At 75.2% G+C, this 23545-nt stretch carries 21 protein-coding genes; 6 read left to right on the plus strand and 15 right to left on the minus strand.

The genetic code is table 11. The annotated features are described in order from the left end of the window. Positions 1-9: 9 nt before the first annotated feature. The 10 genes from trpS to ADEH_RS08795 all read right to left on the minus strand — a co-directional run bounded on the left by trpS (position 10) and on the right by ADEH_RS08795 (position 11939). The gene (gene trpS / locus ADEH_RS08750) at positions 10-1005 is read right to left on the minus strand and encodes a tryptophan--tRNA ligase (RefSeq protein WP_011420741.1); all 996 of its coding nucleotides are present in this window, start codon (positions 1003-1005) and stop codon (positions 10-12) included. 17 nt (positions 1006-1022) lie between these two features. Then, positions 1023-1628 (minus strand): site-2 protease family protein, encoded by a 606-nt coding sequence (locus ADEH_RS08755; RefSeq protein ID WP_232287457.1) that lies wholly within the window; start codon positions 1626-1628, stop codon positions 1023-1025. A 212-nt stretch (positions 1629-1840) separates the two neighbouring features. Then, positions 1841-2737 carry a site-specific tyrosine recombinase XerD gene (gene xerD / locus ADEH_RS08760; protein ID WP_041453437.1) on the minus strand — a complete coding sequence of 299 codons (897 nt, stop codon included), beginning with the start codon at positions 2735-2737 and terminating at the stop codon, positions 1841-1843. Positions 2738-2793: 56 nt separating this feature from the next. Further along, positions 2794-3417, minus strand: coding sequence for an L-threonylcarbamoyladenylate synthase (locus ADEH_RS08765; RefSeq protein WP_041453438.1), 624 nt, complete (start codon positions 3415-3417; stop codon positions 2794-2796). Positions 3418-3531: 114 nt separating this feature from the next. After that, positions 3532-3726, minus strand: coding sequence for a hypothetical protein (locus ADEH_RS08770; protein WP_011420745.1), 195 nt, complete (start codon positions 3724-3726; stop codon positions 3532-3534). 24 nt (positions 3727-3750) lie between these two features. Then, positions 3751-4146, minus strand: a complete 396-nt coding sequence (locus ADEH_RS08775) for a general stress protein (RefSeq protein ID WP_011420746.1) — start codon at positions 4144-4146, stop codon at positions 3751-3753. Then, the gene (locus ADEH_RS08780) at positions 4139-5083 is read right to left on the minus strand and encodes an ATP-grasp domain-containing protein (RefSeq protein ID WP_011420747.1); all 945 of its coding nucleotides are present in this window, start codon (positions 5081-5083) and stop codon (positions 4139-4141) included. The genes ADEH_RS08775 and ADEH_RS08780 overlap by 8 nt, the downstream gene beginning before the upstream one ends. A gap of 222 nt (positions 5084-5305) precedes the next feature. Beyond that, entirely contained in the window at positions 5306-8098 is a 2793-nt protein-coding gene (gene glnD / locus ADEH_RS08785) for a [protein-PII] uridylyltransferase (RefSeq protein WP_011420748.1), read from the minus strand. A 45-nt stretch (positions 8099-8143) separates the two neighbouring features. Continuing rightward, complete coding sequence (locus ADEH_RS08790) at positions 8144-10012, minus strand: M61 family metallopeptidase (protein WP_011420749.1); 1869 nt, start codon at positions 10010-10012, stop codon at positions 8144-8146. Between the two features lie 100 nt (positions 10013-10112). Further along, positions 10113-11939 (minus strand): N-acetylmuramoyl-L-alanine amidase, encoded by a 1827-nt coding sequence (locus tag ADEH_RS08795; protein ID WP_011420750.1) that lies wholly within the window; start codon positions 11937-11939, stop codon positions 10113-10115. Positions 11940-12093: 154 nt separating this feature from the next. On the opposite strand from ADEH_RS08795, the gene elbB reads away from it, so the two are divergent. The 3 genes from elbB to ADEH_RS08810 all read left to right on the plus strand — a co-directional run bounded on the left by elbB (position 12094) and on the right by ADEH_RS08810 (position 13712). Beyond that, the gene (elbB, locus tag ADEH_RS08800; RefSeq protein ID WP_011420751.1) at positions 12094-12759 is read left to right on the plus strand and encodes an isoprenoid biosynthesis glyoxalase ElbB; all 666 of its coding nucleotides are present in this window, start codon (positions 12094-12096) and stop codon (positions 12757-12759) included. A gap of 166 nt (positions 12760-12925) precedes the next feature. Continuing rightward, a complete protein-coding gene (locus ADEH_RS08805) occupies positions 12926-13213 on the plus strand; it encodes a cytochrome c3 family protein (protein WP_011420752.1) in 288 nt (95 codons plus the stop codon). A gap of 220 nt (positions 13214-13433) precedes the next feature. Further along, complete coding sequence (locus ADEH_RS08810; RefSeq protein ID WP_011420753.1) at positions 13434-13712, plus strand: cytochrome c3 family protein; 279 nt, start codon at positions 13434-13436, stop codon at positions 13710-13712. Positions 13713-13791: 79 nt separating this feature from the next. On the opposite strand, the gene mutS is transcribed toward ADEH_RS08810, so the two are convergent. After that, positions 13792-16440, minus strand: a complete 2649-nt coding sequence (gene mutS, locus ADEH_RS08815) for a DNA mismatch repair protein MutS (protein ID WP_011420754.1) — start codon at positions 16438-16440, stop codon at positions 13792-13794. A gap of 82 nt (positions 16441-16522) precedes the next feature. Here mutS and ADEH_RS08820 point away from each other — a divergent pair, with 82 nt between their 5' ends. Then, positions 16523-18196, plus strand: coding sequence for an ABC1 kinase family protein (locus ADEH_RS08820; RefSeq protein WP_011420755.1), 1674 nt, complete (start codon positions 16523-16525; stop codon positions 18194-18196). 15 nt (positions 18197-18211) lie between these two features. Here the strand turns inward: ADEH_RS08820 and ADEH_RS08825 are convergent, their stop codons facing one another. Next, positions 18212-19117, minus strand: coding sequence for a hypothetical protein (locus tag ADEH_RS08825; RefSeq protein ID WP_011420756.1), 906 nt, complete (start codon positions 19115-19117; stop codon positions 18212-18214). Between the two features lie 117 nt (positions 19118-19234). Between ADEH_RS08825 and lexA the strand changes: the two genes are divergently transcribed. Both lexA and ADEH_RS08835 read left to right on the plus strand, forming a co-directional pair. After that, positions 19235-19924 carry a transcriptional repressor LexA gene (gene lexA / locus ADEH_RS08830; protein ID WP_011420757.1) on the plus strand — a complete coding sequence of 230 codons (690 nt, stop codon included), beginning with the start codon at positions 19235-19237 and terminating at the stop codon, positions 19922-19924. Between the two features lie 153 nt (positions 19925-20077). Continuing rightward, on the plus strand, positions 20078-20308 hold the full coding sequence (locus ADEH_RS08835; protein WP_011420758.1) for a hypothetical protein: 231 nt from the start codon (positions 20078-20080) through the stop codon (positions 20306-20308). Positions 20309-20380: 72 nt separating this feature from the next. Here the strand turns inward: ADEH_RS08835 and ADEH_RS08840 are convergent, their stop codons facing one another. From ADEH_RS08840 to ADEH_RS08850, 3 genes are read right to left on the minus strand one after another with little or no spacing between them, the layout of a single operon-like run. Further along, positions 20381-21802, minus strand: coding sequence for a type II toxin-antitoxin system RelE family toxin (locus tag ADEH_RS08840; RefSeq protein ID WP_011420759.1), 1422 nt, complete (start codon positions 21800-21802; stop codon positions 20381-20383). Between the two features lie 3 nt (positions 21803-21805). After that, the gene (locus ADEH_RS08845) at positions 21806-22708 is read right to left on the minus strand and encodes a hypothetical protein (RefSeq protein ID WP_011420760.1); all 903 of its coding nucleotides are present in this window, start codon (positions 22706-22708) and stop codon (positions 21806-21808) included. A 4-nt stretch (positions 22709-22712) separates the two neighbouring features. Then, the gene (locus ADEH_RS08850) at positions 22713-23519 is read right to left on the minus strand and encodes a metallophosphoesterase family protein (protein WP_011420761.1); all 807 of its coding nucleotides are present in this window, start codon (positions 23517-23519) and stop codon (positions 22713-22715) included. Positions 23520-23545 lie beyond the last annotated feature (26 nt).

The following is a 23545-nucleotide window of genomic DNA, read 5'->3' on the forward strand; positions in this document are numbered from 1 at the left end:
TGGTGGGTCCTACTCGAGCTTCATCGCGGCGCGGACCTGGACCATGTTCGCCTCGGCCGCGGCGCGCGCCTTCTCGTTCCCGAGCTGCACGAGATCGTCGAGGTCCTTCGGCTTCGCGAGCAGCGCCTCGCGGCGCGCGCGCATCTCCTCCTGCTGCGGCAGCAGCCGCTCGAGCAGCTTCTTCTTGCAGTCCACGCAGCCGATCCCGGCGGTGCGGCAGTTCTGGTCCACCCAGGCGACCGTCTCGGCGTCGCTCGTCACCTTGTGCAGGTAGAAGACGCCGCAGACGTCCGGGTTGCCCGGGTCCTGCCGCCGCTTGCGGGCCGGGTCGGTGACCATGCCCATGATCTTCTTCTGCGTGGACTCGGCGCTCTCGCCGAGGTCGATGGTGTTGCCGTAGCTCTTCGACATCTTCCGGCCGTCGGTGCCCAGGATCTTGGGCGCCGCGGTGAGCAGCGGCTGCGGCTCGGGGAACACCTCGCCGTAGTGGAAGTTGAACTTCCGGACGATCTCGCGCGACAGCTCCAGGTGCGGGACCTGGTCCACGCCCACCGGCACGCGCGTCGCCTTGTACAGGATGATGTCCGCGGTCATCAGCACCGGGTAGCCGAGAAAGCCGTACAGGGCGAGGTCGCGGTCGGTGATGTTCTCCCGCTGCTCCTTGTACGTGGGCGAGCGCTCCAGCCAGCCGAGCGGGGTGATCATCCCGAGCAGCAGGTTCAGCTCGGCGTGCTGCTTCACCCGGCTCTGGATGAACAGCGTCGCCTTGGACGTGTCGATGCCCGCGGCGATGAAGTCCACGAACATCTCGCGCTCGGCCTGCTTGATGACCGAGGTGTCGTGGTAGTTCGTGGTGAGCGCGTGCCAGTCCGCGCTGAAGAAGAAGCACTCGTTGTCGTCCTGGAGCTTGACCCAGTTCGCGAGCGCGCCGTGCAGGTGGCCGAGGTGGAGGCGGCCGGTGGGCCGCATGCCGCTGACGATGATGGGGCGCTTCGCTTCCGACATGTTGCCGATCCCGCGGCCTAGGCCGCGCTGATGAAGTTGACGAGGTTCGCGAGCAGGCCGAACAGGTAGGAGAACGGGCCGGCGATCAGGCGTCCGCCGAAGATGAACACGGCGAGCAGCAGGAACGGCGCCAGCGCCGTCACCCGTTCCCACCCCGCCCGGAAGCGGAGCGGCATGTAGCCGTCCACGATCCGGCTTCCGTCGAGCGGCGGCACCGGGATCAGGTTGAACAGGGCGAGCGCGAGGTTGACCACCAGGACGTTCTCGAGCAGCTCGCGCACCCCGCCGCCGGACGCCAGGGTGGCGGGCGCGTACCGCCCGAGGAGGCCGAACGTCACCGCCGCGAGCAGGGACAGCAGGAGGTTGGAGAGCGGGCCCGCCCCCGCCGTCCAGGCCATGCCGCGCCCCATGTGCACTCCGCGCCGGAAGCGCGCCGGGTTCACCGGGACGGGCTTGGCCCACCCGAACATGAACCCCGTGCCGGAGATCAAGAGGATGAGCGGCAGCACGAGCGTGCCGAAGGGGTCGATGTGCGAGAGCGGGTTCAGCGTCAGCCGGCCGGCGCGGCTGGCCGTATCGTCCCCGAGCTTCTGAGCGCTCCACGCGTGCGCGTACTCGTGCACGGAAAGCGACAGGATCAGGGGAATGAGGGCGGCAACCGCATGAGCGATGTTGAAGGACGGCAAACGTAAGCCCCGAACAGGAAAGCGGTTCTTTAGCAGCGTGGCGCCGGGCGGTCAACGCGCTCGGCGGCCGCCGGACGCGCCCGGGCCGCGGCCCGCTCCCCTCGAAACCGCCGGGGCGCGCCGATTCCGCCCGGGGGGCGTGGCGCGGCTCAGGCGCGGGGGTGGAAGCGGTCGTAGAGCCGCTTCACGTGGGTGCGGTCCACGTGGGTGTAGATCTGGGTCGTGGAGACGTCGGCGTGGCCCAGCATCTCCTGGACCGCGCGCAGGTCGGCGCCCCCCTCCAGCAGGTGGGTGGCGAACGAGTGGCGCAGCTTGTGCGGCGAGATGCGCCGGCGGATGCCCGCGCGCCGGGCGCAGCGGTCCAGGATCTTCGCGAACCCCTGCCGCGTCATCCGGCCGCCGCGGGGCGTGACGAACAGGTCCTTCGAGCGGCGGCCGTGGAGCAGCCGCTCCCGCGCGACCGCCAGGTAGGCCTTCACCGCGTCGGCGGCGGGCGCGCCCACCGGCACGATCCGCTCCTTGTCGCCCTTGCCGCGGGCGACGAGCACCCGGGTCTCGAGGTTCACGTCGTTCAGCTGGAGCGAGACGAGCTCGGAGACGCGCAGCCCGGTAGCGTAGAGCAGCTCCAGCATGGCGCGGTCGCGGATCCCGGCGGCGCTGCGCACGTCGGGCGCGGCCAGCAGCCGGTCCACCTCGTCGTGCGAGAGCAGGCCCGGCAGGCGGCGCCCGGGGCGCGGCGACTCGATCTCGTCGGACGGGTCGGCGGAGGTGACGCGCTCGGCGGCGAGGAGCCGGTGCAGCGAGCGGATGGCGGAGAGCGCCCGGGCCTGCGAGCGCGGCGACAGGCCGCGGCGGACCAGCTCGGCGAGGTGGGCCTGGATCTCGGAGCGGCCCACCCGCTCCCAGGCGTCCACCCCGAGCTCGTCCAGGTGCTCGAGGTAGCGGCGCAGGTCGCGGCCGTAGGCCTCGACGCTGTTCTCGGCCAGCCCCTTCTCCACGCGCACGTGGGCGAGGAACAGGTCGAGGGCGGGCTCCAGCGCGGACATCGCGCCGACGATAGCGCCGCGCCGCCCCGCGTCCAGTTCGCGGAGCAACGCCGGCGTCACTCCATCAGGTCGGAGACGTCGCCCTTGCCGACGCGGACCACCACCGGCTCCGGGCCGGAGAGGTCGATCACCGACGACGGCTCGGCCGGGCGGAACCCCGCGTCCAGGATGAGGTCGAGCCCGTGGCCCAGCTCCTCCTTGATGTCGCGCGCGTCGATGAGGACGTCGCCGTCGGGCCGCGCCGCCGAGGTGGAGATGAGCGGGTGGCCGAGCCGGCGCACCAGCTCGAGCGCGATGGGGCTGTCCGGGATGCGGATGCCGACCGTCTTCTGCCGGCGCAGCACCAGCTCCGGCACGAGGCGGGTGGCGGGCAGGATGAACGTGAACGGCCCGGGCACCTTGCGCCGCAGCACCCGGTAGGCGGCGTTGTCCACGATGGCGTAGCGCGAGATCTCGGCCAGGTCCTGGCAGATGAACGCCAGCTCGTGGGTGCGCGGGAGCTGCTTCAGCTGGTAGATGCGCTCGATGGCGCGCTTGTCGAACAGGTCGCAGCCGATGCCGTAGAACGTGTCGGTGGGGTACGCGATCACGCCGCCGGACGAGAGCGCCGAGACGGCGCGCTCGATCACGCGCGGCTGCGGGTGGAGGGGATCGATCTCGACGATGGGCGCGGCCGGCATGAGCCCGCGATCTAGCAGCTTTCCGCCGGCTCCCCAAGCGCCGCGGCGGAGGCGCGCACCGCGGGCGCCCACCCGGTACGGCGGGCGGGCGTCCGCGGCGCGAACGGACCCTCGTCAGCTGCGGCTCTTCCCGCGCTCGATCAGCTCGCGGACCTTCTGCCCGCCCTTCTTCCCGATCTCCTCGTAGAAGGCGTGCCCGCGCTCGTCGCGCACGGCGATGCCGCCCTTGCGGCCCGCCTCCGAGACCGTCATGCCGCGCCGGCCCTCGTCCGGCTCGCCCCGCCCGACCTTCTCCTCGTGATCCGCCATTCCCGTCCCCCTCCCGTCCGCGTGCTAGCGATCGTCCCCCATGCCCTCGCCCTTCCCCGCCTCCTCCTCGGTGCCGGCCTTCCCCTTCTCGATCAGCTCGCGGACCTTGTGCCCGCCCTTCCGGCCGATCTCCTCGTAGAAGGGCGTCCCGCGCTCTGCCTTGATGGTCTCGCCGCCCTTCTTCCCGATCTCCTCGTAGAAGCGCGGCCCGCGCTCGGCCTTCACGGTGTCGCCGCCCTTCTTCCCGATCTCCTCGTAGAACTTGCGGCCGCGCTCGGCCTTCACCGTCTCGCCGCCCTTCTTCCCGATCTCCTCGTAGAACTTGCGGCCGCGCGTCTCACGGACCCGCACCCCGCCCTTGCGACCGGCCTCAGAGACCGTCATCGCCCCCTTGCTGCCGCCCTTCTTCTCTTCAGCCATGTGTCGCCCCCGTCCGTTCACGCACAATGTGGTCGCTGGTCTTCCGCCGGCGCAGGGCCCGGGCGAGCACGTGCTCGGCGATCGCCTCCGCCATGTCGAGGCCGGTCGCCTCGAGGATCCCCTGCCAGCTCGGGTTCCCGTTCACCTCGATGACCGTCGGGCCCTCGTCGCCCATGACGAGGTCCACGCCGGCGTAGTCCAGCTCCAGCGCGCCCGCCGCCGCCTCCGCCACCGCGCGCACCGCCACGGGGCAGTCCACCGCCTCCACCCGCCCGCCGCCGCCCACGTTCGTGCGCCACTCGCCCTCCGGCGCGTGCCGCACCATCGCCGCCCGCGTCGCGCCCCCGACCACGAACACGCGCAGGTCGCGACCCGGGTGCGGGACGTACGCCTGGAGGTAGACGGCGCCGTCCCTCCCCGCCCGCTCCCGGACGCGGTCCCTCCCCGCCCGATCCGGGCGGACGCGCTCCACGCCCTCGCCGAGCGAGCCCGCCAGCGGCTTCACCACCGACTCGCCGAGCCGCTCCAGCGCGCGCTCCGCGCCCGCCGGCGCCTGGGCCACCGCCGCCGGCGGCGTCGGCACCCCGGCGCGGACCAGCAGCCACGAGCTGCGGAACTTGTCCTGCGCCGCGAGCAGCGCCTCGATCCGGTTCACCACCACCGCGCCGGCTCCCTCCATCGCGCGGTAGATCTCGAACTGCGCGTCCGGATCGCCGGCCCGCCCGAGGCCGCGCGCGAGCACGAACGCGTCCACCTCCTCCATCCGCATGGTGCCGAGCGAGACGCCCACGCCTTCCGCCCCCACGCCGGCCGCCATCGCCGACGGATCGATCACCACCGCCTCGCCCCACCGGGCACACGCAGCGAGCAGGCGCTTGCTGTGCCAGTCCTCCTCCGGCCAGGCGGTCACGACCCCGATCCGGACGAAGCGTTCCATGCGAGGCTTGCTTCCCTTCCCCCACCCCGACCGCCGCGCAACATGGTGTCCATGCCCGGCTGGCTGGACAAGGGCGCGCCATCCCGAACCTTTCTCGGAGGTCCCGCCGGGTCCGGCCCGTGGCGCGGGCCGTGCGGCCGCCGGGCGTGCGTCGCGGGTGCGCGGCGCGCACGCGGAGCGGCGCGCTGCGGCGGGTGCGGAGGAACGGACCGTGAAACGCGATCAGTCGGCGCGGGCGAGCGCGGCCTCCAGCGCGGCGACCACGCGCTCGGCCTGCGCGCCCTCCAGCGGCCGGCCGTCGGCCGTGCGGACGTAGAACGCGTCGGCCGCCCGGTGGCCCTCGGTCGCGATGCGCGCCAGGTCCACCGACACGCCCAGCTCGAAGAACGTGCGGGCGACGGTGTGCAGCAGGCCGACGCGGTCGGCGGTGAAGACGTCCACCACGCTGTGGGCCCGGGCGCTGTGGTTGTCGATCACGATCTTGGTGGGCACGCGCGGGAGCGGCTTCGCGGCGACCGTGGAGGCGCGCAGGCGCCGGGTCATCAGGGCGTCGAGCGGCTCCTCGCCCGCGAGCACGCGCGCCAGGTCGCGCCGCGCGGCGCGCCACCGCGCCGGCTCGACCGGCCCGTCGTCCGGCCCGCGCAGCTCGAACACGTCGAGCGCCCGGCCGGCCAGCCAGCCGGCCGCCGCCGGATCGGGCGAGCTGGAGAAGACCTCGGCGTGCTGGATGTCGATGCGGTGGGCCGCCAGCACGCCCGCCACGGTGGCGAGCAGGCCGGGGCGATCGCGGGCGGTGAGCGCCAGCTCGGTCACCCCCAGGTCGCGCCGGTGGCGGAGCGCCCCGGCGATCACCCGGTCGCGGCCGAGCTGGAGCAGGCGCAGGTGGTGCGGCGCCTCCTCGGGCCCCGCGGTGAGGAAGTACCGCGCCGGCATGGCGGCGACGAAGCGCCGCCGGTCGTCCTCCGACGCGTGGCGCGGGCTGGCGGCGAGCGCGCCGGCCACCCGCGTCCGCCCGGCGGCCTCGGCGGTCCCGGGCTCGGGGCGGCGCTCCCCGCGCTGCAGGACCTCGCGCGTCTTCCCGAACAGCTCGAGCAGCAGCCGCGCCTTCCACTCGGTCCAGGTGCGCGGGCCGACCGTGGCCATGTCCGCGTAGGTGAGCAGGTACAGCTTCTCCAGCCGGTCGAGCGTGCCGACCTCCTCCGCGAACGCGTGGATGAGATCGGGATCCGAGAGATCGCGCCGCTGCGCGATGGCGGACATCCGCAGGTGCTTCAGCACCAGCCACTCGATGTCGGCGGCGTCGGCCGGGTCCACGCCCATCCGCACGCAGGCCTCGGCGGCAATCTCCGCGCCGCGCACCGAGTGGTCCTTGCCGGCGCCCTTGCCGATGTCGTGGAACAGCGTGCCGAGGTACAGCGCGAGCGGCCGCGCCTGGGCCTGCATGAGCTCGCCCAGCACCGGCTCCTTCACGTCCCCGCAGCGGAGCGCGAACAGGCGGCGCACCGCGAACAGGGAGTGAACGTCCACCGTGTACACGTGGTAGACGTCGATCTGCCGGCGGGCGGTGATCCGCGCGAACTCGGGCAGCACCTTGGGCAGCACGCCCAGCTCGTGCAGCTGCGTGAGGAACCGGCCGCGGGTCCCGGGCCGCGTGAAGCACGCCAGCAGCTCCTGGTTCAGCTCCGGGTCGGCGGCCGCCTCGAGCGGCAGCTCCTCGGCGACCTGCGCGGCCAGGTCCCGCGCGTACGGGTACAGGTCGAGCTGCTCCCGGTCCGCCGCCGCGAACAGGCGCACCAGCGCGGCGGGCGAGCGGCGCAGCACGTCCTTGTCCGAGACGGTGAGCCGGCCGCGGAACACCTTCAGCTCGCCGCCGGGCAGGAACCGGTCCGCGGCGCGGGTGGGCTGCCCCTGCAGCACCGGCACCGGCCGCTCCGCGCCGATGGTGGCGGCGGGCGGCGGCACCATGCGCCAGCCGGTGGCGGTCTGCGTCTCCAGGCACCGGTCCACGATCGCGTCGCACGCCACCAGCACCGCCTTCGCGGCCAGGTAGTAGTGGCGCATGAACTCCTCGACCCCGCTCGCGCCCTCGCGGTCGCGGTAGCCCATCGCCTCCGCCACCTGCGGCTGCACGTCGAACGTGAGCTGGTCCCACTTGCGGCCGGCGAGGTAGTGCATCTCGTTGCGCACCCGCCAGAGGAAGTCGCGGGCGCGGCGCATCTCCCGGATGTCGCGCTCCGGCAGCAGCGCGCGCGACAGCAGCTCGGTGATCCCGGCGACCTTGAAGCGCACCCGCGCCAGCCACAGCGCCGACTGGAGATCCCGCAGCCCGCCCTCCGACTCCTTCACGTTCGGCTCGAGCAGGTAGAGCGAGTCGCCGAAGCGCTCGCGGCGGCCGCGCATCTCGTCGAGCTTGTCCTGCAGGAACTTCTCCACCTTGGCGGTGGAGAGCCCGTGCAGCTCCTCGCGCTCCAGCTCGCGGTACAGGTCGCGGTCGCCGCCCAGCCACCGGAGGTCGAGCAGCGCGGTGCGCGCGGTGTGGTCCTCGGAGGCGAGCTGGTCGCAGGTCTTCAGGTCGCGGACCGCGTAGCCGACCTCGAGCCGCAGGTCCCAGAGCGCGTAGACCAGGCGCTCCGCCGCGGTCTTCACGAACGCGTCCGGCTTCCCCGGCGCGTGGAGCACGAGCAGGTCCACGTCGCTGAACGGGGCCAGCTCGCGCCGGCCGTAGCCGCCCAGCGCCACCAGCGAGACCGGCGAGGGCGCGTGCGCCCGGCCCGCCTCCGCCACCGCGCGGTCCAACAGCGCGCCCACCACCCGGTCCATGGCGGCGCTCTGGAGGCGGACCACCGTGTGCCCGCTCGCCCCCGCCCGGTGGACGTCCTCGACGTACCGGCGCAGCTCCGCGAACGCGGCCTTCGGATCGCCGGTCACCTGCGGCAGCTCGGCGAGCTTCGCCTCGAACTCGAACGGCGCGGCCACGGGGAGGTTGATCAGGGCGTCGAGCGCGGGGGGCGTCATCGCGCCGGAGTATAGCGTCGCCCGGCCCCGCGCTCCCGCCGCCGATCACGGCGCCGGCGCGTGGACGGCGGCGACCGCCCGCGGGGCGGCGATGGCTGCCAGCAGATCGGGCAGCCCTGCCTCCCGGACGAGCACCGGGTAGCGCAGCCCGCCGCGCCACGCGATCGCGTGCGTGCGGAAGCGGTCGCCCGACTCCACCAGCAGCTCCAGCGGCCCGCCGCGCTCGGTCGCGCGGAGCGCGTCCTCCAGCCGCTGGCGGGTGTGCTTGCGGCCGTTCACGGCCACAAGCTTCGCGCCCGGCGGGATCCCGGCCCGCGCGGCCGGGGAGCCGGGGACCACGTCCACCACCCGGTCGTCGGAGAGGTAGAGGCCGACGGACGCCTCCAGGTTGAACGACCCGAGCACCCGCTCCTGCGCCGCCTGCAGCGACGAGGGCGTCTCGCTGGTGGCCAGCCGCCACCCGGCCGCCTCGATCCCCGCGGTGGGCGCCTCGGGGCGCGCCCGGACCACGCGCGCGTCGAGGAAGCGGGCCCAGTCGAGCGGCGCCACCTCGCCGAGCGCGGCGATCACCTCCTCGGGCCGGTAGGCCGACACGGCGGGCCCTCCGGACCGCCCGCCCAGGAACGCGCGGACGAAGTCGTCGAGCGAGCGGGCGCCGCGGGTCTCCCGGCGGATGCGCGCGTCCGCCTCCAGCCAGACCAGCGCGCCCTCCCAGTAGAAGTCCACGCTGCGCCGCGCGTACGCGCCCTCGCTGCGCGCGCCGTAGCCCACCGGCGCCGCCGCGGCGGTGTCCTCGAGCGAGCGCCAGGCCCGGCCGGTGGTGCTCGCCATGCCCTGCGCCGCCACCGCGATCGAGTCGGGCAGGCGCGCGCCGCCGAGGCCGCTCCGCGCCGAGAGGACCCAGCCCAGGTAATGCGTCAGGCCCTCGTACACCCAGAGCAGCCGCGCGTCGGGCGGCGACTGGAAGTCGGCGGTCGCCATCCCCTGCGGCCGCCGCGACTTGCCGTTCCAGGCGTGGACGTACTCGTGCGACAGCAGGCCCGCCCGCGTCCGCCGCGCGACCGGGTCGAGCAGGGCCCGCTCCGGCATGCGCATGTCGGCGCACTGGTGGTGCTCGAGGCCGGAGAAGACGATCTCGTCGGAGAGCGTGACGAGGAACCGGTAGCTGGCGAACGGGTACGCGCCGAACAGCGCGCCGGCCTCGGCCACCAGCCGCTCCACGTCGGCGCGCAGCTCGGCCGGGATCGCCAGCGCCTCCTCCGACTCCGCCGCCACCACCAGCAGGTGCGGCGGCGCGCCGGGCGCGTGCACCGGCAGCTCCACCAGGTGCCGCCCGGTGAGCACCGGCGAGTCCACCAGCAGCTCCAGGCTGGCGGGCGCGAAGCGCAGCGCGTCGCCGTCGCGCGCGGCGACCGGCAAGGCGGTGCTCGCCTTCCATCCCCGCGGCAGCGTCAGGCGCGCCCGGACCGGCTGCTCGGCGGCGGGGACGCCGGCGGGCACCAGGACCGCCGTCCCCCACCCCAGCACGCCGAGCTGCGAGGTGAAGGACGACCCGGCGGCGGAGCTCCCCTGCCCCGCCGGCGGCGCGAGCTGGTCCAGCGCCACCTCGACCCGGTCGGCGCCGCGCGGCACCTGGAGGTGGAACGCGTACGGGTCGAGCGGGTCGCGCGTCCACGCGAGCGGCCGCCCGCCCGCGGAGACCGCCAGCGCGGCCAGCTCCGCCACCGCGTTGCTCGGGCGGTGATCGCCAGGCAGCCACTTCGGCGCGACGAGCGTCAGCGGACCCGGCCGCGCCGGGATCACCAGCCGCGCGTGGACCACGCCGGAGGGCGCGTCCCGGAGGTCCACCTCGAGGTCGATCGGCGCCGCCGCGCTCAGCGCAGCGAGGCCCACGGCGACTGCGGCTCCCAGCATGCACGCTCCCGGCGAGAGCATTCACGCATAGCGGAGACCGGCCGCGGTGTCGAGGGGCTTCCGCGCCCGCGCACCGCGCGGGGCGCCGCCCGTCCGCGCCTCAGCGCGCCGCCGCGACCCGCGCGTCGCCCCGGGCGAACTGCGTGACGGCGCGCGTGATCCCGGACGCCACCTCGTCCTGGTACCGCGCCGAGCCGAGGCGCCGCTCCTCGGCGCGGTTGGAGATGAACCCGGTCTCGACCAGCACGGCCGGCATGCGGGCGCCGAGCAGCACGTAGAACAGCGCGCTCTTCACGCCGAGGTCCTTCACGTCGCCCACCCGCGAGCGCACGCCCGCGCACACCTCGCGCTGGACCAGCTGCGCGAGCCGCCGCGAGCTGTCCGCGCTGGCCTTCGCGTCGAGGTCGCTCAGGATGCGCGCCACCTCCGACGGCCCGTCCTCCGCGTCGATCCCGTTCTCGCGCGCCGCGAGGCGGGCCGCGTAGCGGTCGTCGGCCACGTTCAGGAAGTAGGTCTCCACGCCGGCGCGGACCCGGCGCGGGTGGGCGTTCGCGTGCACCGACACGAAGAGGTCGCCGCGCGCCGTGTTCGCGAGCGCGGTGCGCTCCTCGAGCGCCAGGAAGCGGTCGTCGCGCCGCGTCAGCACCACCTGGAAGCCCTCCGCCTCCAGCTTGCGCGCCAGCCGCCGCGCGATGGCGAGCGTCACGTCCTTCTCGCGCACGCGCGTCGGGCCGATCGCGCCGGGGTCGTGGCCGCCGTGGCCGGCGTCCACCACGATGCGGCGGATGGGCCCGAGCTCGCCCTCGCCGGCGGACGGGCCGGCCTTCCCCGCCGGCGCGGCCGGGCCCGAGCCCGGGCCGGGAGCCTGCGCCGGCTCCGGCGCGCGGGTCGCCCCGGCGATCGCCTGGTGGATGGCCGCGTGCGTCCCCACGTCCACGATCAGGCGCGGCGGGTCGTCCAGCGTGAAGAGCTGCACCTTGTCGTCGCCGGGCAGGTCCAGCACCACGCGCACGGTGTTCGGGCCGTTCTGCGCCGCGCGCACCCGGTCCACCTGGTCGCCCGCCACCGCGCGCTCGACGGCCTTGCCGTCGAGGTGCGCCGGCCGCAGGTCGAGCGCGAGCCGCCGCGGCCGGTCGCCCTCGGGCGCGAGCTCGAGCTTGTGCCAGCCCACCCAGTGCGACAGGTAGATCGCGACGCGGGTGTAGTCGCCGCTCGACCAGGTCCGGACCTCGGAGACGGTGGCCGTGCCCTCCCCGCCGGACTCGCCGAGCGGCATGGGCCGGGCGGGCTCGCCGCGGAGATCGGCCAGCGCCGCGTCGAGCGCGGGCTCCGGGGCCGGCTCCTCGTCGGCCTCGGCCGGGTCCGGCTCGGGCGCCGCCGGGGCGGCGGGCGCGGGCGCCGGCGCGCGCTTCGGCGCGGTCCGTGGCGGCGCGGCGGCGCGGGCGGGGCGATCGTCGCCGGCCTCGCGCCGGATGGCGGCGGCGAGCGCGGGCGCGTCGCGGGAGCCGAGGCGCGTGGCGCGCGCGGCGAGCCGGAGCGCCTCGTCGCGGTCCGACTCCACCGCCGACCAGCGGTACAGCGCGTAGCGGGCGCGCGAGGCCTCGAGCAGCGCGGCCGGCGCGTCCTTGCCGCGCGCCGCCTGCTCGAGCCCGCGGATCGCCTTCTCCCAGTGGTGGCGGTAGCGGCGCCGGCTCCGGTCGCGCATCAGCGCGGACATCGCCGCCTTGGCGTCCTCGAGCCGGCGCGCCTTCGCCCGGACGGCGGGCTTCTTCGGCGCGGCGGTGGCCGGCCGCGCCCGGGCGGCCGCGCGGCGCGGCGCGTCGTGCTTCGCGGCGGCGGGCGTCCGGCCGCGGCTGCGCGCGGCCGGTGCTGCCTCCACCGGGGCAGCGAGCATCAGCACGGCGAGCAGGACGGCGGCGCGGCGCATGGGAGGGCGAATGTCCCCCCGCTCGATATCTCCGTCCAATTTCCGTCCGCCGCGGCGGGTCCCCTGCCCACGGGGCCCCGGCCCGGCCCGGGACGCTGCCCGGACGCGCGCGGCGGCGGTATCCTGGCGCGTCCACACTCCGGGGAGGCCTCCGATGGCGAGCCAGAAGCGCGTGGGCGTCGTCCTGTCCGGCTGCGGGTTCCTCGACGGCGCCGAGATCCACGAGGCGGTGTGCACCCTGCTCTCGCTCGACCGCCGCGGCGCGAAGCTGATCGCGACGGCGCCCGACGTCGAGCAGCTGCACGTCGTCGATCACGTGAAGGGAGCGCCGGCCGAGGGCGAGCGGCGCCGCGTGCTGGTGGAGGCGGCCCGCCTCGTGCGCGGCCGGATCACGCCGCTCTCCGCGGTGTCGGGGCGGGACCTCGACGCGCTGGTGTTCCCGGGCGGCTTCGGCGCGGCCAAGAACCTCTGCACGTTCGCGATCGAGGGGCGGGCCATGCGCGTCCTGCCCGAGGTCGAGCGGATCGTGCGCGAGGTGCGCGGCGCCGGCCGGCCCATGGGGTTCATCTGCATCGCGCCCGTGATCGCGGCCCGCATCCTCGGACCCGAGGGGGTCAAGGTCACCGTCGGGAACGACCGCGACACCGCCGCCGCGATCGAGTCCTGGGGCGCGCACCACGTGGACTGCAAGGTGGAGGACGCGGTGGTGGACGAGCGGCTGAAGGTCGCGAGCACGCCCGCCTACATGCTGGGCCCCTGGATCGCGCCGGTGGCGACCGGGATCGACAAGCTGGTCTCGGCGGTGCTGGAGATGGCCTGACGGTCCCCTCCCGGCGGGAGGAAGGGCCCTGAATTGATGCACGTCAACCGGGGACGCCGGTCAGGGCCCCCGTGCGACAATTCTTCCGACCCCCCCTGAATATCGAGTAATGTCGCGCGTCCGATAGCCGGGCGGGCTGGTCCGCCCCGATTCCGAGGAGCCCCACGTGACCAAGTACCTCGCTGCGCTGTTCGCCGCACTGACCGTCGCCGTCGTCGCCGTCGCCGCCGAGCCGCCCGCCACCCTCACCCTCCAGGCCAAGCCGGGCAACGTGACGTTCCCGCACAAGGCGCACGCCGACAAGCTCGGCAAGTGCGAGACCTGCCACGCCACCGCGGCCGGCGGGAAGATCGAGGGCTTCGGCAAGGACAAGGCGCACGGCCTCTGCATCGAGTGCCACAAGAAGGAGGCCAAGGGCCCGACGAAGTGCGCGGAGTGCCACAAGAAGGCGTAGCCGCACCGCTTCGCCGCCGCACCGAGGGGCCGCCGCGCGCGGCCCCTCTTCATTTGCGCTGCTTTGACCGAGGGTGCGGGCACGTGTGCTCAATCCGCGCCTGCGCGCGGACGCGCATGCGCGCACTTGCCGCAGGTCCCCGGGAGAATGCGCGGGCTAGAGTGCCCGTCCAATTCGCGACGGGAATGGACCCGTCCGCTCTCACCAGGGGTACATCCCAATGAAGCTCCTCGCTTCGATCGTCGCCGCCTTCCTGCTCACCGGCACCGCCATGGCGGCCGCGCCCGCCGCGCCGACCGTGCTCAAGGCGAAGAACGGCGACGTGACCTTCAACCACAAGACCCACGCGGCGGTGAAGTGCGAGACCTGCCACGCGACCGCCGCGGGCGGCAAGATCGAGGGGTTCGGCAAGGAGAAGGCGCACGCGACGTGCATCGAGTGCCACAAGAAGGAAGCGAAGGGCCCGGCGAAGTGCGCCGAGTGCCACAAGAAGGCGTAGCGACCTCGACGGCCGGGCACGCCCGGCCATGAGCGCAGCGCGAGGGGGCCGGGCGACCGGCCCCCTTCGCTTTTCTACCCTACTCCAGCGACCGCTTCCAGCCGGCCAGCAGGTTCAGCGCGTCGAGCGGGCGGAGCGCGTCGAGGTCGAGCGCGCGGATCGCCTTCGCGACCTCGTCGGCCGCGGGATCCGCCGCGGCCCCGCCACCGAACAGGCCGAGCTGCGCGGCGGCGGGCCCGGCGCGGCGCCGCCGGCCTCGGGCCAGCGCGGGGTGGCCGCCCTCGTCCACCTCCATCGCCTCCAGGTTCTTCAGGATCTCGCGCGCCCGCGCCAGCACCTCGGCCGGCAGGCCCGCCAGCTTCGCGACCTCGATGCCGTAGCTGCGCGACGCGCCGCCCTGCACCAGCTTGCGCAGGAACACCACCCGGTCGCCCACCTCGCGCACCGCCACGGTGAGGTTGCGCACCGCCGGGCGCTCGCGCGCGAGGTCCTGCAGCTCGTGGTAGTGCGTGGCGAACAGCGTGCGGCAGCCGGTCACGTCGTGGAGGTGCTCCGCGACCGCCCAGGCGATGGACACGCCGTCGAAGGTGGACGTGCCGCGGCCGATCTCGTCGAGCACCACCAGCGAGCGGCGGGTGGCGTTGTGGAGGATGGCCGCGGTCTCGGTCATCTCCACCATGAAGGTGGAGCGGCCGCGCGCCAGGTCGTCGGAGGCGCCCACCCGCGTGAAGATCCGGTCCACCAGCCCGATGCGCGCGCGCCGGGCCGGCACGAACGCGCCCATCTGCGCGAGCAGCACCACCAGCGCCGCCTGGCGCATCACCGTGCTCTTGCCGGCCATGTTCGGCCCGGTGATCACCAGCAGCGCGCCGTGCTCCGCGCACTCCGGCGCGCCGCGCGAGGCCACCAGGACGTCGTTCGGCACGTACGCGGCCGGGCCGTCCGGCAGCACCGCCTCGACCACCGGGTGGCGGCCGTCCACGATCTCGAGCGCCTCGGACGCGTCCACCTCGGGCCGGACGTAGCCGCGCTCCGCCGCGACGCGCGCGAGCGAGAGCAGCGCGTCGGCGGTGGCCACCGCGTCCGCCGCGGTGCGCACCCGCGGCGCCTCGGCGGCCACCGCCTGGCGCAGCGCCTCGAACAGCCGCTCCTCGAGCGCCGCCCGCCGCTCCTCCGCGGTGAGGACCTTCTCCTCGAACCCCTTCAGCTCGGGGGTCACGAAGCGCTCGCCGCCGACCGTGGTCTGCCGCCGCTCCCAGTCCTTCGGGACGAGGTGCAGGTTGGGCTTGGTGACCTCCAGGTAGTAGCCGAACACCTTGTTGAAGCGGACCTTGAGCGAGCCGATGCCGGTGCGCTCGCGCTCCTTCGCCTCCAGGCCGGCGATCCACCCCTTGCCGTCCTCGGAGATCGCGACGATCTCGTCCAGCTCGGCGGAGTGCCCTCGGCGGATGAACCCGCCCTCGCGCAGCGTGGCCGGCGGCTCCTCCGCGACCGCGGCGTCGAGGTGCGCCGCCAGCGCCTCCAGGCCGCGCAGCCGCCCGCCCGCCTCGCGCAGCAGCGCCGCGCCGCGCGCCTCGAGCACGTCGGCCAGCGCCGGCAGCGCCAGGAGCGCGCCCGCCAGCGCCCGCAGGTCCCGCGCGTTCCCCTGCCCCAGCACGAGCCGCGAGAGGAGCCGCTCCAGGTCGGCGACCGGCCGGAGCGCCCCGGCCAGCTCCTCGCGCGCCACCGAGGCGCCGGAGAGCTCCTCCACCGCGTCGAGCCGCGCGCCGATCCGCGCGAGGTCGGCGAGCGGGTAGCGGAGCCACTCCGCCAGGCGCCGGCCGCCGGGCGCGGTCACGGTGCGATCGAGCAGCGCGAGCAGCGTCCCCTTCTTGCGGCCGCCGGACAGCGTCCGCTCCAGCTCGAGGTTGGTGCGGGTGGCCTCGTCGAGCAGGAGGACGTCGTCGGTGGAGAGCCGCGAGATCCGGTCCACGTGGCGCGGCGCCGCGCGCTGCGTGTCGGCGAGGTAGGCCAGCGCGGCCGCCGCCGCGGAGAGCCCGAGCGGCAGCCCGGAGACGCCGAAGCCGTCCAGGCTGGGCACGCCCAGGTGCTTGCGCAGCCGATCCTCGGCGCGCTCGAACTCGGCCGCGTCGCGGCGGGCGGCCGGCGCGCCCACCGCGCGCGCGATCGCCTCGGTGCGCGCCCCGTCGGCCGCGCTCGAGAACACCAGCTCGCGCACGCCGGCGCGCCGCAGCTCGTCCACCAGCCGCTCGTCGCCGTCCACCTCGCCGCACTGGAGCTGCCCGGTGGACGCGTCGAGCAGCGCCAGCCCGGCGCGCCCGCCCTCCAGCGCCACGGCGCCCAGCCAGCTCGCCTCGCGCGGATCGAGCACCTGGTCGTCGAGGACCATGCCCGGGGTCACGACCCGCGTGACCTCGCGCTTCACCAGCTGCGACTTGCCCGGCTCCTCGACCTGATCGCAGATCGCGACCTTGAAGCCCTTCTCCAACAGCCGCGCCACGTAGCCCCGCGCCGCGTGGTACGGCACGCCGCACATCGGGACCTTGTCGTCGCCCTTCGAGCGCGCGGTCAGCGTGATCTGCAGCGCCTCGGACGCGGTGAGCGCGTCCTCGAAGAACATCTCGTAGAAGTCGCCGAGGCGGAAGAACAGGATGGCGTCGGGGTACCTCGCCTTGGTCTCGAGGTACTGCCGCATCATCGGCGTGTGCGCCTGGGCGATCTCCGGCATGGGCGATGGGTTCTACCGCAAGCCGGGGCCGGCGTGCACGGGCCGTGGCCACCCCCCGACCCCGGTGTTACAGTCGCCGACCATGCTCGGGCGGGCGTTCCAGGATCTCAACCGGCTGCGCCAGATCTCGGCCGCCATGGCCCGCCACGGCTTCGGCGCCTACCTCGAGCGGATGCGCCTGCGCGACGTGCTGGGGCGCGACGCGCCGCCGCCGGGCCAGCCCCTCCCGCCCCCGGATCGCACCACCGCCGCCCGCTTCCGCACCATGCTGGGCGAGCTCGGGCCCACGTTCATCAAGCTCGGGCAGCTCCTCTCCTCCCGCCCCGACGTGCTGCCCTCGCACTGGGTGGACGAGCTGGAGAAGCTGCAGGACGCCTGCCCGCCGGTGGGCGTCGCCGAGATCCGCGAGGAGATCGAGCGCGGCCTGGGCCGCCCGGTGGAGGCGCTGTTCGCGGCGCTCGACCCGGTGCCGCTGGCCAGCGCCTCGATCGCGCAGGTGCACCGCGCCACCACGCACGAGGGCGTGCAGGTGGTGGTGAAGGTGCAGCGGCCGCGCATCCGCGAGCAGATCGAGTCGGACCTGGCGCTGCTCCACGACCTGGCCGGCCTGCTCGAGGCGGTCGTCGAGGAGACCGGCATCTACACGCCCACCGGCGTGATGGAGGAGTTCGACCGGACCATCCACGAGGAGCTCGACTTCTCGAACGAGGCCCGCAACGCGACCGCCATGTACGAGACGTCCGCCGGCCGCGAGTTCCTGGTGATCCCGCGCGTGCACAAGGCGCTCTCGTGCGACACCGTGCTCACGCTCGACTACGTGGAGGGCGTGAAGGTCTCCGACGTCACCGCCGAGGCCGGGTTCGACCTCGAGCAGGTGGCCCGCAACGTCATCGAGGCGTCCTTCCGGCAGCTGTTCGAGGACGGGCTCTTCCACGGCGACCCGCACCCGGGGAACATCCTGGTGCTGCCGGGCAACCGCATCGCCCTGCTCGACTTCGGCCTGGTGGGCCGGCTGTCGCGCGTGCAGCAGGAGGCGCTCGTCACGCTCATCGTGGCGGTGGCGCTGCGCGACCCGGAGACGGTGGCGCGGGTGCTGAACCGGATCGGCGTGCCGGACGCGCGCGCGCCCATCACCGAGTTCCGCGAGGACATCCGCGTCATCCTCGACCGCTACCTGGGCCTGCGGCTGGACGAGATCCGCAGCGCCACGCTGCTGCGGGACCTCCTCGATCTCGCCATCCGCCACCGCATCCGCATCCCGAAGGAGTACGCGGTCCTCGCGAAGGCGTCGGTCACCATCGAGGGCATCATCCGGCGGCTCTACCCGAAGCTCGACATCCTCGAGGTCGGGCTGCCCTACGCGAAGGAGCTGCTGCTCTCGCGCTTCAACCCGTCCGACGCCTCCGGCCTGGTGATGCGCGCGCTGCTCAAGCTGCAGGGGCTCGCCGAGGACGTGCCCACCCAGCTCTCGCAGATCCTGGTGGACCTCGAGGGCGGCAAGTTCCGCGTCAACGTCGCCTCCGACGCCATCGACCGGATCGGCGGCCACGTGCGGGCGCTCGGGGTGCTCCTGTTCCTCGGCCTGCTCGCGGCGGGCCTCACCGTGGGCGGGCTGGTGGTGCTGGCGGGCGGCGAGGGCCTGCTGGGCGGGCTCGCGCTGGGCGCGGCGGCGCTGCTCTGCGCGTTCGCCGCGGCGTACCACCTCGCCACGCTGCGCATGCGCAAGATCTCGCTGCGCCGCTGGCTGAAGCGCTGATCCGGCCGACCCCGCTCAGCCGCGCTCCTCCGCGCAGGCGAGCGCGGCGACCGTCCCCAGCCAGGCGAGGTCCACCGCCGCCGAGACGCCGGTGGCGGCCACGGCCAGCATCAGCGTCGCGCCCACCACCGCCAGGCCCGGGCCCGCGGCGGCGGCCCCGGGCAGCGCGCCCCCGAGCCCCTCGACCATGCCGGGCGCGAGCGCGCCGGCCATCCCGAACGCGAGCGCGGCGAGCACGAACGTCCCGGGGCGCGCGAGCAGCCGCCGCGCCGCCCCGGCGAAGGCGGCGCCGGCCGGCTCGTCGAGGAGCGCGGCGCGCGCCACCGCGGCGTCCACCGCCACCGAGAGCGCGATGGGCACCGCCACCGCCAGCGTGAGGGCGAGCGCCGCCGCGGCCGCGAGCGGCACCGCGCCCGGCCCGCCGCCGGCGCCGGCCAGCCGCGCCGTCCCGAGCGCCAGCGCCGCCGCGAACAGGCCGCCCGAGAGCTCCGCCACCAGGCCCAGGAGCGCCGTCGCGAGCACGCGCGGCAGCCGGTACGCCACCCCCGCCGCGAAGCGATCCGGGCCGCCCCGCTCGCCGCGCATGGCGGCGCCGAGCGCGGGCAGCGCGCCCGAGAGCCAGGCCACCCGCAGCAGCGCGCCCGCGACCAGCCCGGCCAGCCACAGCCCGCCCGCGATCGCGAGCGCGCGCGGCGCCCCGGCGACGGCCGCCACGCCGCGCACCGGCGCGAGCGGATCGAGCGGCGCGGCCCGGGCGGCCTGGAACGCGGCCTCGGCGAGGATCCCCCAGGCGAACGCGAGCGCGGGCCAGCCGAGCGCGCGGCGCAGGCCGGCGACGGCGAGCCCGGGGGCGACGAGCCAGGCCTCGCGGAAGAGCGCGCGCACGCCGAGCGAGAGGGCGGATCCGAGGGTGGGCGGCACCGGCGGACCCTATCCCCGCCCCGGGCAGCGGGGCAATCGGGCAACCGGGCCGCCGGCCGGGCGTTTCCTTGTCTTCTGAACGCCGAGCCAGTATACCGATGTTCAGGAGGTGGATCCATGGAAGGGTTGACCGACCGCCAGCTCGAGGTGCTCCGGTTCATCGCCTCGCAGATCGAGGACCACGGCTACCCGCCCACGATCCGCGAGATCGGCGAGGCGCTGGACATCCGCTCCACGAACGGCGTCAACGACCACCTCAAGGCGCTCGAGCGCAAGGGCTACCTCTCGCGCGATCCGGTGAAGTCGCGCGCGCTCATCCCGACCTCCGCGGCGCGCGAGGCGCTCGGCGGCGGCGGCGAGGCCGGGTCCAACGTGGTCCCGCTGGTGCGCGGGCCGGCCCGCCCCGGCAGCCGCATGATCGAGATCCCCATCGTCGGCCGCGTCGCCGCCGGCATGCCGATCCTCGCGCAGGAGCGCGTCGAGGACACGGTGCAGGTGGACGCGTTCCTGCTCGGCACGAACAAGAAGGTGTACGGGCTGCGCGTCCAGGGCGACTCGATGATCGGCGACGGGATCCTGCCCGGCGACTACGTCTTCGTGAAGAAGCAGCTCAACGCCGACGACGGCGAGATCGTGGTCGCGATGATCGACGACGAGGCCACCGTGAAGCGCGTCTACTTCGAGGGCGACCGCGTGCGGTTCCAGCCCTCGAACCCGCGCATGGCGCCCATCTACGTCCGCCACTCCGACTTCCGCAGCACCATGATCCTCGGCGTGGTCGTCGGCGTGTACCGCAAGCTCACCTGACCGCGCGGCGGCCGAGCCGCCGGGCGACGCTCGTACGTCCGCCGCCTGCGACGGGTCCTGCCCACCAGGGCGAGCCCGCCCTCGGCTTACCTTGCCCTTCCTGCACGCCTATCTTGCGCACAGGTCCTACGGACCCTGTGGAGGGGAGGCGGCATGGCGAGGTCGAGTGGCAGGCTGGACGCCGCACGCAAGGCGTACCGGGAGGCGCTGGAGGCGGCACGCGCGCAGCCCACGCCGGAGGCGTGGGCCCGGCTGCTCGCGGCCGGCAAGGAGCTGTCGGCGGCGGAGGACCTGCGGTCCCGCAGCAGGCGCGGGCGCAGGCCCGAGCCGCGGGCACCGGAGGGCGGGGCCGAGGTGGCGGATCACATCGAGGGGATCGAGTAGCGGCGGCGCCGCTGGCCGGACGTGCGGTCGAGGGGGTCGCACGTCCGGTCACCGGCGCGTCCGTCCACGGGCTCACTGCCGCGTCTTCGCCTGGCGCACGAACCGGTCGAGGTCCTCCCGGTCGATGAGCGAGAGGATCTCGATCTCGTTCTGCCGCTCGCCGCGCCGGTAGAGCAGCCGCACGTCGGTCGCGACCCGCACGCGGTAGTAGCCGGGCAGCCCCTCGAGCGGGATCGCGCGGAGGCTCGGGTGGCGGTGGTCCTGCGCGAGCAGGGCGGCCTGCTTGAACGCGGCGCGCTGGATCCGGCGGTCCCAGCCGGCGAGCGAATCGTAGAACTCGCGGGTGTAGACGGGCATGAGCCACGACGCCGGCGCGTCCTCCGGCTCGTCCGCCTCGCCGCCCGCGGGCGCCGGCGGGCCGGCCGGCGCGGCCTGCGCCGCCGCGCGCGCCTCGCGCAGCGCCGTCTCGAGCTCCGCCTCGCGCGCGGCCTGCCGCGCCAGCTTCGCGTCGAGCGCGGCCACCCTGCCCTCCAGCTCGCGCGCGGACGCCCGCTGCCTCGCGGCCTCCGCGGCCGCGTCGGTGGCCTGCGCCGCCGCGAGCGCCGCCTCGGCCCGCTCCCGGGCCCGGCCGGCCGCGTCCGCGGACTCCCGCGCGCGCGCCGCCTCGTCCACCGCCTGCGCGGCGCGGGCGCGCGCCTCCTTCAGCCACTCCTGGAGCTTCTCGCGCTGCTCCTCGCCCTTGCGCCGCACCGACTCGACCTGCTGCTCGGCGCGCTCGAGCGACTTCTCCAGCGCCTGCACGCGCGCGGCGGCCGCGGCGGCCTCCTGCTCCGGCGAGGGCGCCTTCGCCTCCGCGCCCCGCGGCCCCGCGCCCTCCGGCGCGGGCCCGTAGTACTCCTTCGCGAGCTGCTCCAGCAGCGGGAGCGCGCGCTCGCGCACGGCCGGCGCCGGGTCGGCCAGCACGCGCCAGAGAGCGAGCGCCAGGCCGTGGTCCGAGCTGCCCACCGCGAGCAGGTCGTCCGCGTCGCGCGGCCCGAGCGGCGTCTCGGGCAGCGGCATCCCGCCGAACTCCTTCCGGAGCACGTCGAGCACGCGCGCCCGGGTGGCGGGCGCGGCGCGGACCTCGTCGGCGAGCACGTCGCAGCGCTCCACGTCGGAGAGCGCGTCGGTGCGGAACCCGGGCACGCTCAGGCCGAGCTCCTTCACGAGCGCGCGCGTCTCGTCCGGGAGGAGCGCCACGTAGAGCAGGACCGAGAGGCCGTCGCGCGACAGCTCGTGCAGCGGCGCGTCGCCGGACGGCTCCGGCAGCGGCGGCCGGCTCGGGGCCGGCGCCCGCGGACGGGCGGTCCGCCGGGGCGGCTTCGCCTTCGCGGCGCCCGCCCCGGCCGCGGCGGCCTTCGCCGCCGGCGTCGGCTTGCCGGTCTTCCTCGGCTTCGCGGCCCCGGCCGCGGCGGGCTTCGCCGGCTTCGCCGCTTTCGCCTTGGGGTCGGCCACGGGCTACTGCGCCGCCTCGCGGACCTCGGCCTGGTACACCGCGCCTGGCGGGATCTTCCAGGCCTCGGCGACCGGCATGGACGCGTGGAAGGCGGCCGGGACCGACGAGCCGCCCGCGCCGCGGACGTTCACGCCCAGGTCGAGCTCCACGGTGGCCGCCTCGCGGGGCAGCAGCTCCACCCACCAGGTGCCGAACATCACGCCCGGCGGGAAGTCCTCCACGAAGCGCTCGGCGTCCACCAGCTTCTGGTACGGCTCGCCGGGGCCGCTCATCTCGCCGTAGGGCTTGCCGGCCGCGTCGAGGAACCGGAAGCCGATCTTGTCGAAGGACACCGGCGAGATGACCCGGGTGACGGTGCGGTCGCCGGTCTTCTCCCGGTCCACCAGCCGCGGCGCGCCCCACAGCGCGAAGTCGATGCGCAGGCCCGGGCCGCCGCCGGGCGACGCGCCCGGCTCGATCGCGACGAGGTCGAGGCGCAGCCCGTTCGCCTGCACCGACTGCACCGGCGCCCAGCGGGCCTTCAGCAGCGCGGCGCGCCCGTCGGCGTACTTCTGGAAGTCCTCGATGGCCGCGCGGTCCTTGTCGGCCAGCTTGCCCTTGCGCTCCGCCTCGGCGGACGCGAGCGCCGCCGGCGCGGGCTCCACGCCGGGGAACCGGCCCTGGATCTCCTTCAGCCCGGTGAAGTACCAGCCCAGCAGCGAGGTGGCCTCGTCGGACCACTGCGCCGCGCGCTCCGGCGGCAGGGCGCGCGCCAGCGCGGCGCGCTCGGCGAACTCGCGCTTCAGGCGGGCGCGCTCCAGGCGCGACTCGGCGGTGGCCTGCGCGGCGCGCTGGCCGGACAGGACCGAGGCGCCCCCGAGGATCGCGAGCCCGAGCGGGAGCGCGACGATGAGCAGCTTCTTCATGGGTTCACTCCGTGCCGGCGACCAGGGCCTCGACGCTGCGGACCCCGGTGCGATCGACCTCGTACAGGTAGGCGCGGGCTCTGCGGACCGGCTCGTCCGCGGTCCGCGACGCCGAGCCCGCGCAGAGCACCGGCGTCGGCCCGGCCGCGCCGGGCAGGTCCACCCGGAACGCGGTGTGGCGGTGCCCGTGCAGCACCGCCGCGATGGGCACCTCGGCCACCAGCCGGACCACCTGGTCGGCGTCGGCGAGCGGCATGCGGCAGACGTGCGCGTCGGACGGCACGCGCTCGGGCGGGAGCACCACGTGGTGGTGGAACGCGAGCAGCACCGCCCGGCCCAGCCGCGCGTGCTCGCGCGCCAGCTCGCGCGCGGCGCGGAGCTGCTCGCCGCCCAGCCGGCCGGGGGTGGTCCAGGGGTCGTCGCCGTAGCGCGCGCTGTCGAGCGCGACGAGCACCGCCTCGTCGCCCAGCGGGACCACCTGCGGATAGGACGGCGCGGCCTTCTTCATGCCCTTGCCGTCCGGGCCGATCGCGCGCAGGAAGCGGCCCGTCTCGACCGACTCCTCGGTCCACACGTCGTGGTTGCCGGGCACCACCGTGAGCTTGCCCGCCTCGGCGAACGGCCGGAGCAGCTCGGCGGCGCGCTCGAACTCGCGCGGCTCGCCCGAGAACGTGAGGTCGCCGGTGACCACCAGGTGGTCCACCCCGATCTCCCGCAGCGCGTCGAGCAGCCCCTTCGCGAGCCGCGCCGAGTGGCGCTCGCAGTCGCGCGCCGCGAAGCCGTTCCGCGGGTAGCGGCCGCGGTCGGCCACGTGCAGGTCGCTGATGTGACCGAGGC

It is taken from the genome of Anaeromyxobacter dehalogenans 2CP-C (assembly GCF_000013385.1).
Taxonomy (GTDB): domain Bacteria; phylum Myxococcota; class Myxococcia; order Myxococcales; family Anaeromyxobacteraceae; genus Anaeromyxobacter; species Anaeromyxobacter dehalogenans_B.

Bases quoted from the DNA above. Each gene is read 5' to 3' on its own strand.
- ADEH_RS08810 (WP_011420753.1), top strand. From the start codon at position 13,434: ATGAAGCTCCTCGCTTCGATCGTCGCCGCCTTCCTGCTCACCGGCACC.
- mutS (WP_011420754.1), bottom strand. From the start codon at position 16,440: ATGCCGGAGATCGCCCAGGCGCACACGCCGATGATGCGGCAGTACCTC.
- trpS (WP_011420741.1), bottom strand. From the start codon at position 1,005: ATGTCGGAAGCGAAGCGCCCCATCATCGTCAGCGGCATGCGGCCCACC.
- ADEH_RS08770 (WP_011420745.1), bottom strand. From the start codon at position 3,726: ATGGCGGATCACGAGGAGAAGGTCGGGCGGGGCGAGCCGGACGAGGGC.
- ADEH_RS08835 (WP_011420758.1), top strand. From the start codon at position 20,078: ATGGCGAGGTCGAGTGGCAGGCTGGACGCCGCACGCAAGGCGTACCGG.
- ADEH_RS08845 (WP_011420760.1), bottom strand. From the start codon at position 22,708: ATGAAGAAGCTGCTCATCGTCGCGCTCCCGCTCGGGCTCGCGATCCTC.
- ADEH_RS08820 (WP_011420755.1), top strand. From the start codon at position 16,523: ATGCTCGGGCGGGCGTTCCAGGATCTCAACCGGCTGCGCCAGATCTCG.
- ADEH_RS08795 (WP_011420750.1), bottom strand. From the start codon at position 11,939: ATGCGCCGCGCCGCCGTCCTGCTCGCCGTGCTGATGCTCGCTGCCCCG.
- ADEH_RS08765 (WP_041453438.1), bottom strand. From the start codon at position 3,417: ATGCCGGCCGCGCCCATCGTCGAGATCGATCCCCTCCACCCGCAGCCG.
- xerD (WP_041453437.1), bottom strand. From the start codon at position 2,737: ATGTCCGCGCTGGAGCCCGCCCTCGACCTGTTCCTCGCCCACGTGCGC.
- lexA (WP_011420757.1), top strand. From the start codon at position 19,235: ATGGAAGGGTTGACCGACCGCCAGCTCGAGGTGCTCCGGTTCATCGCC.
- ADEH_RS08775 (WP_011420746.1), bottom strand. From the start codon at position 4,146: ATGGCTGAAGAGAAGAAGGGCGGCAGCAAGGGGGCGATGACGGTCTCT.
- ADEH_RS08790 (WP_011420749.1), bottom strand. From the start codon at position 10,012: ATGCTGGGAGCCGCAGTCGCCGTGGGCCTCGCTGCGCTGAGCGCGGCG.
- ADEH_RS08780 (WP_011420747.1), bottom strand. From the start codon at position 5,083: ATGGAACGCTTCGTCCGGATCGGGGTCGTGACCGCCTGGCCGGAGGAG.
- glnD (WP_011420748.1), bottom strand. From the start codon at position 8,098: ATGACGCCCCCCGCGCTCGACGCCCTGATCAACCTCCCCGTGGCCGCG.
- elbB (WP_011420751.1), top strand. From the start codon at position 12,094: ATGGCGAGCCAGAAGCGCGTGGGCGTCGTCCTGTCCGGCTGCGGGTTC.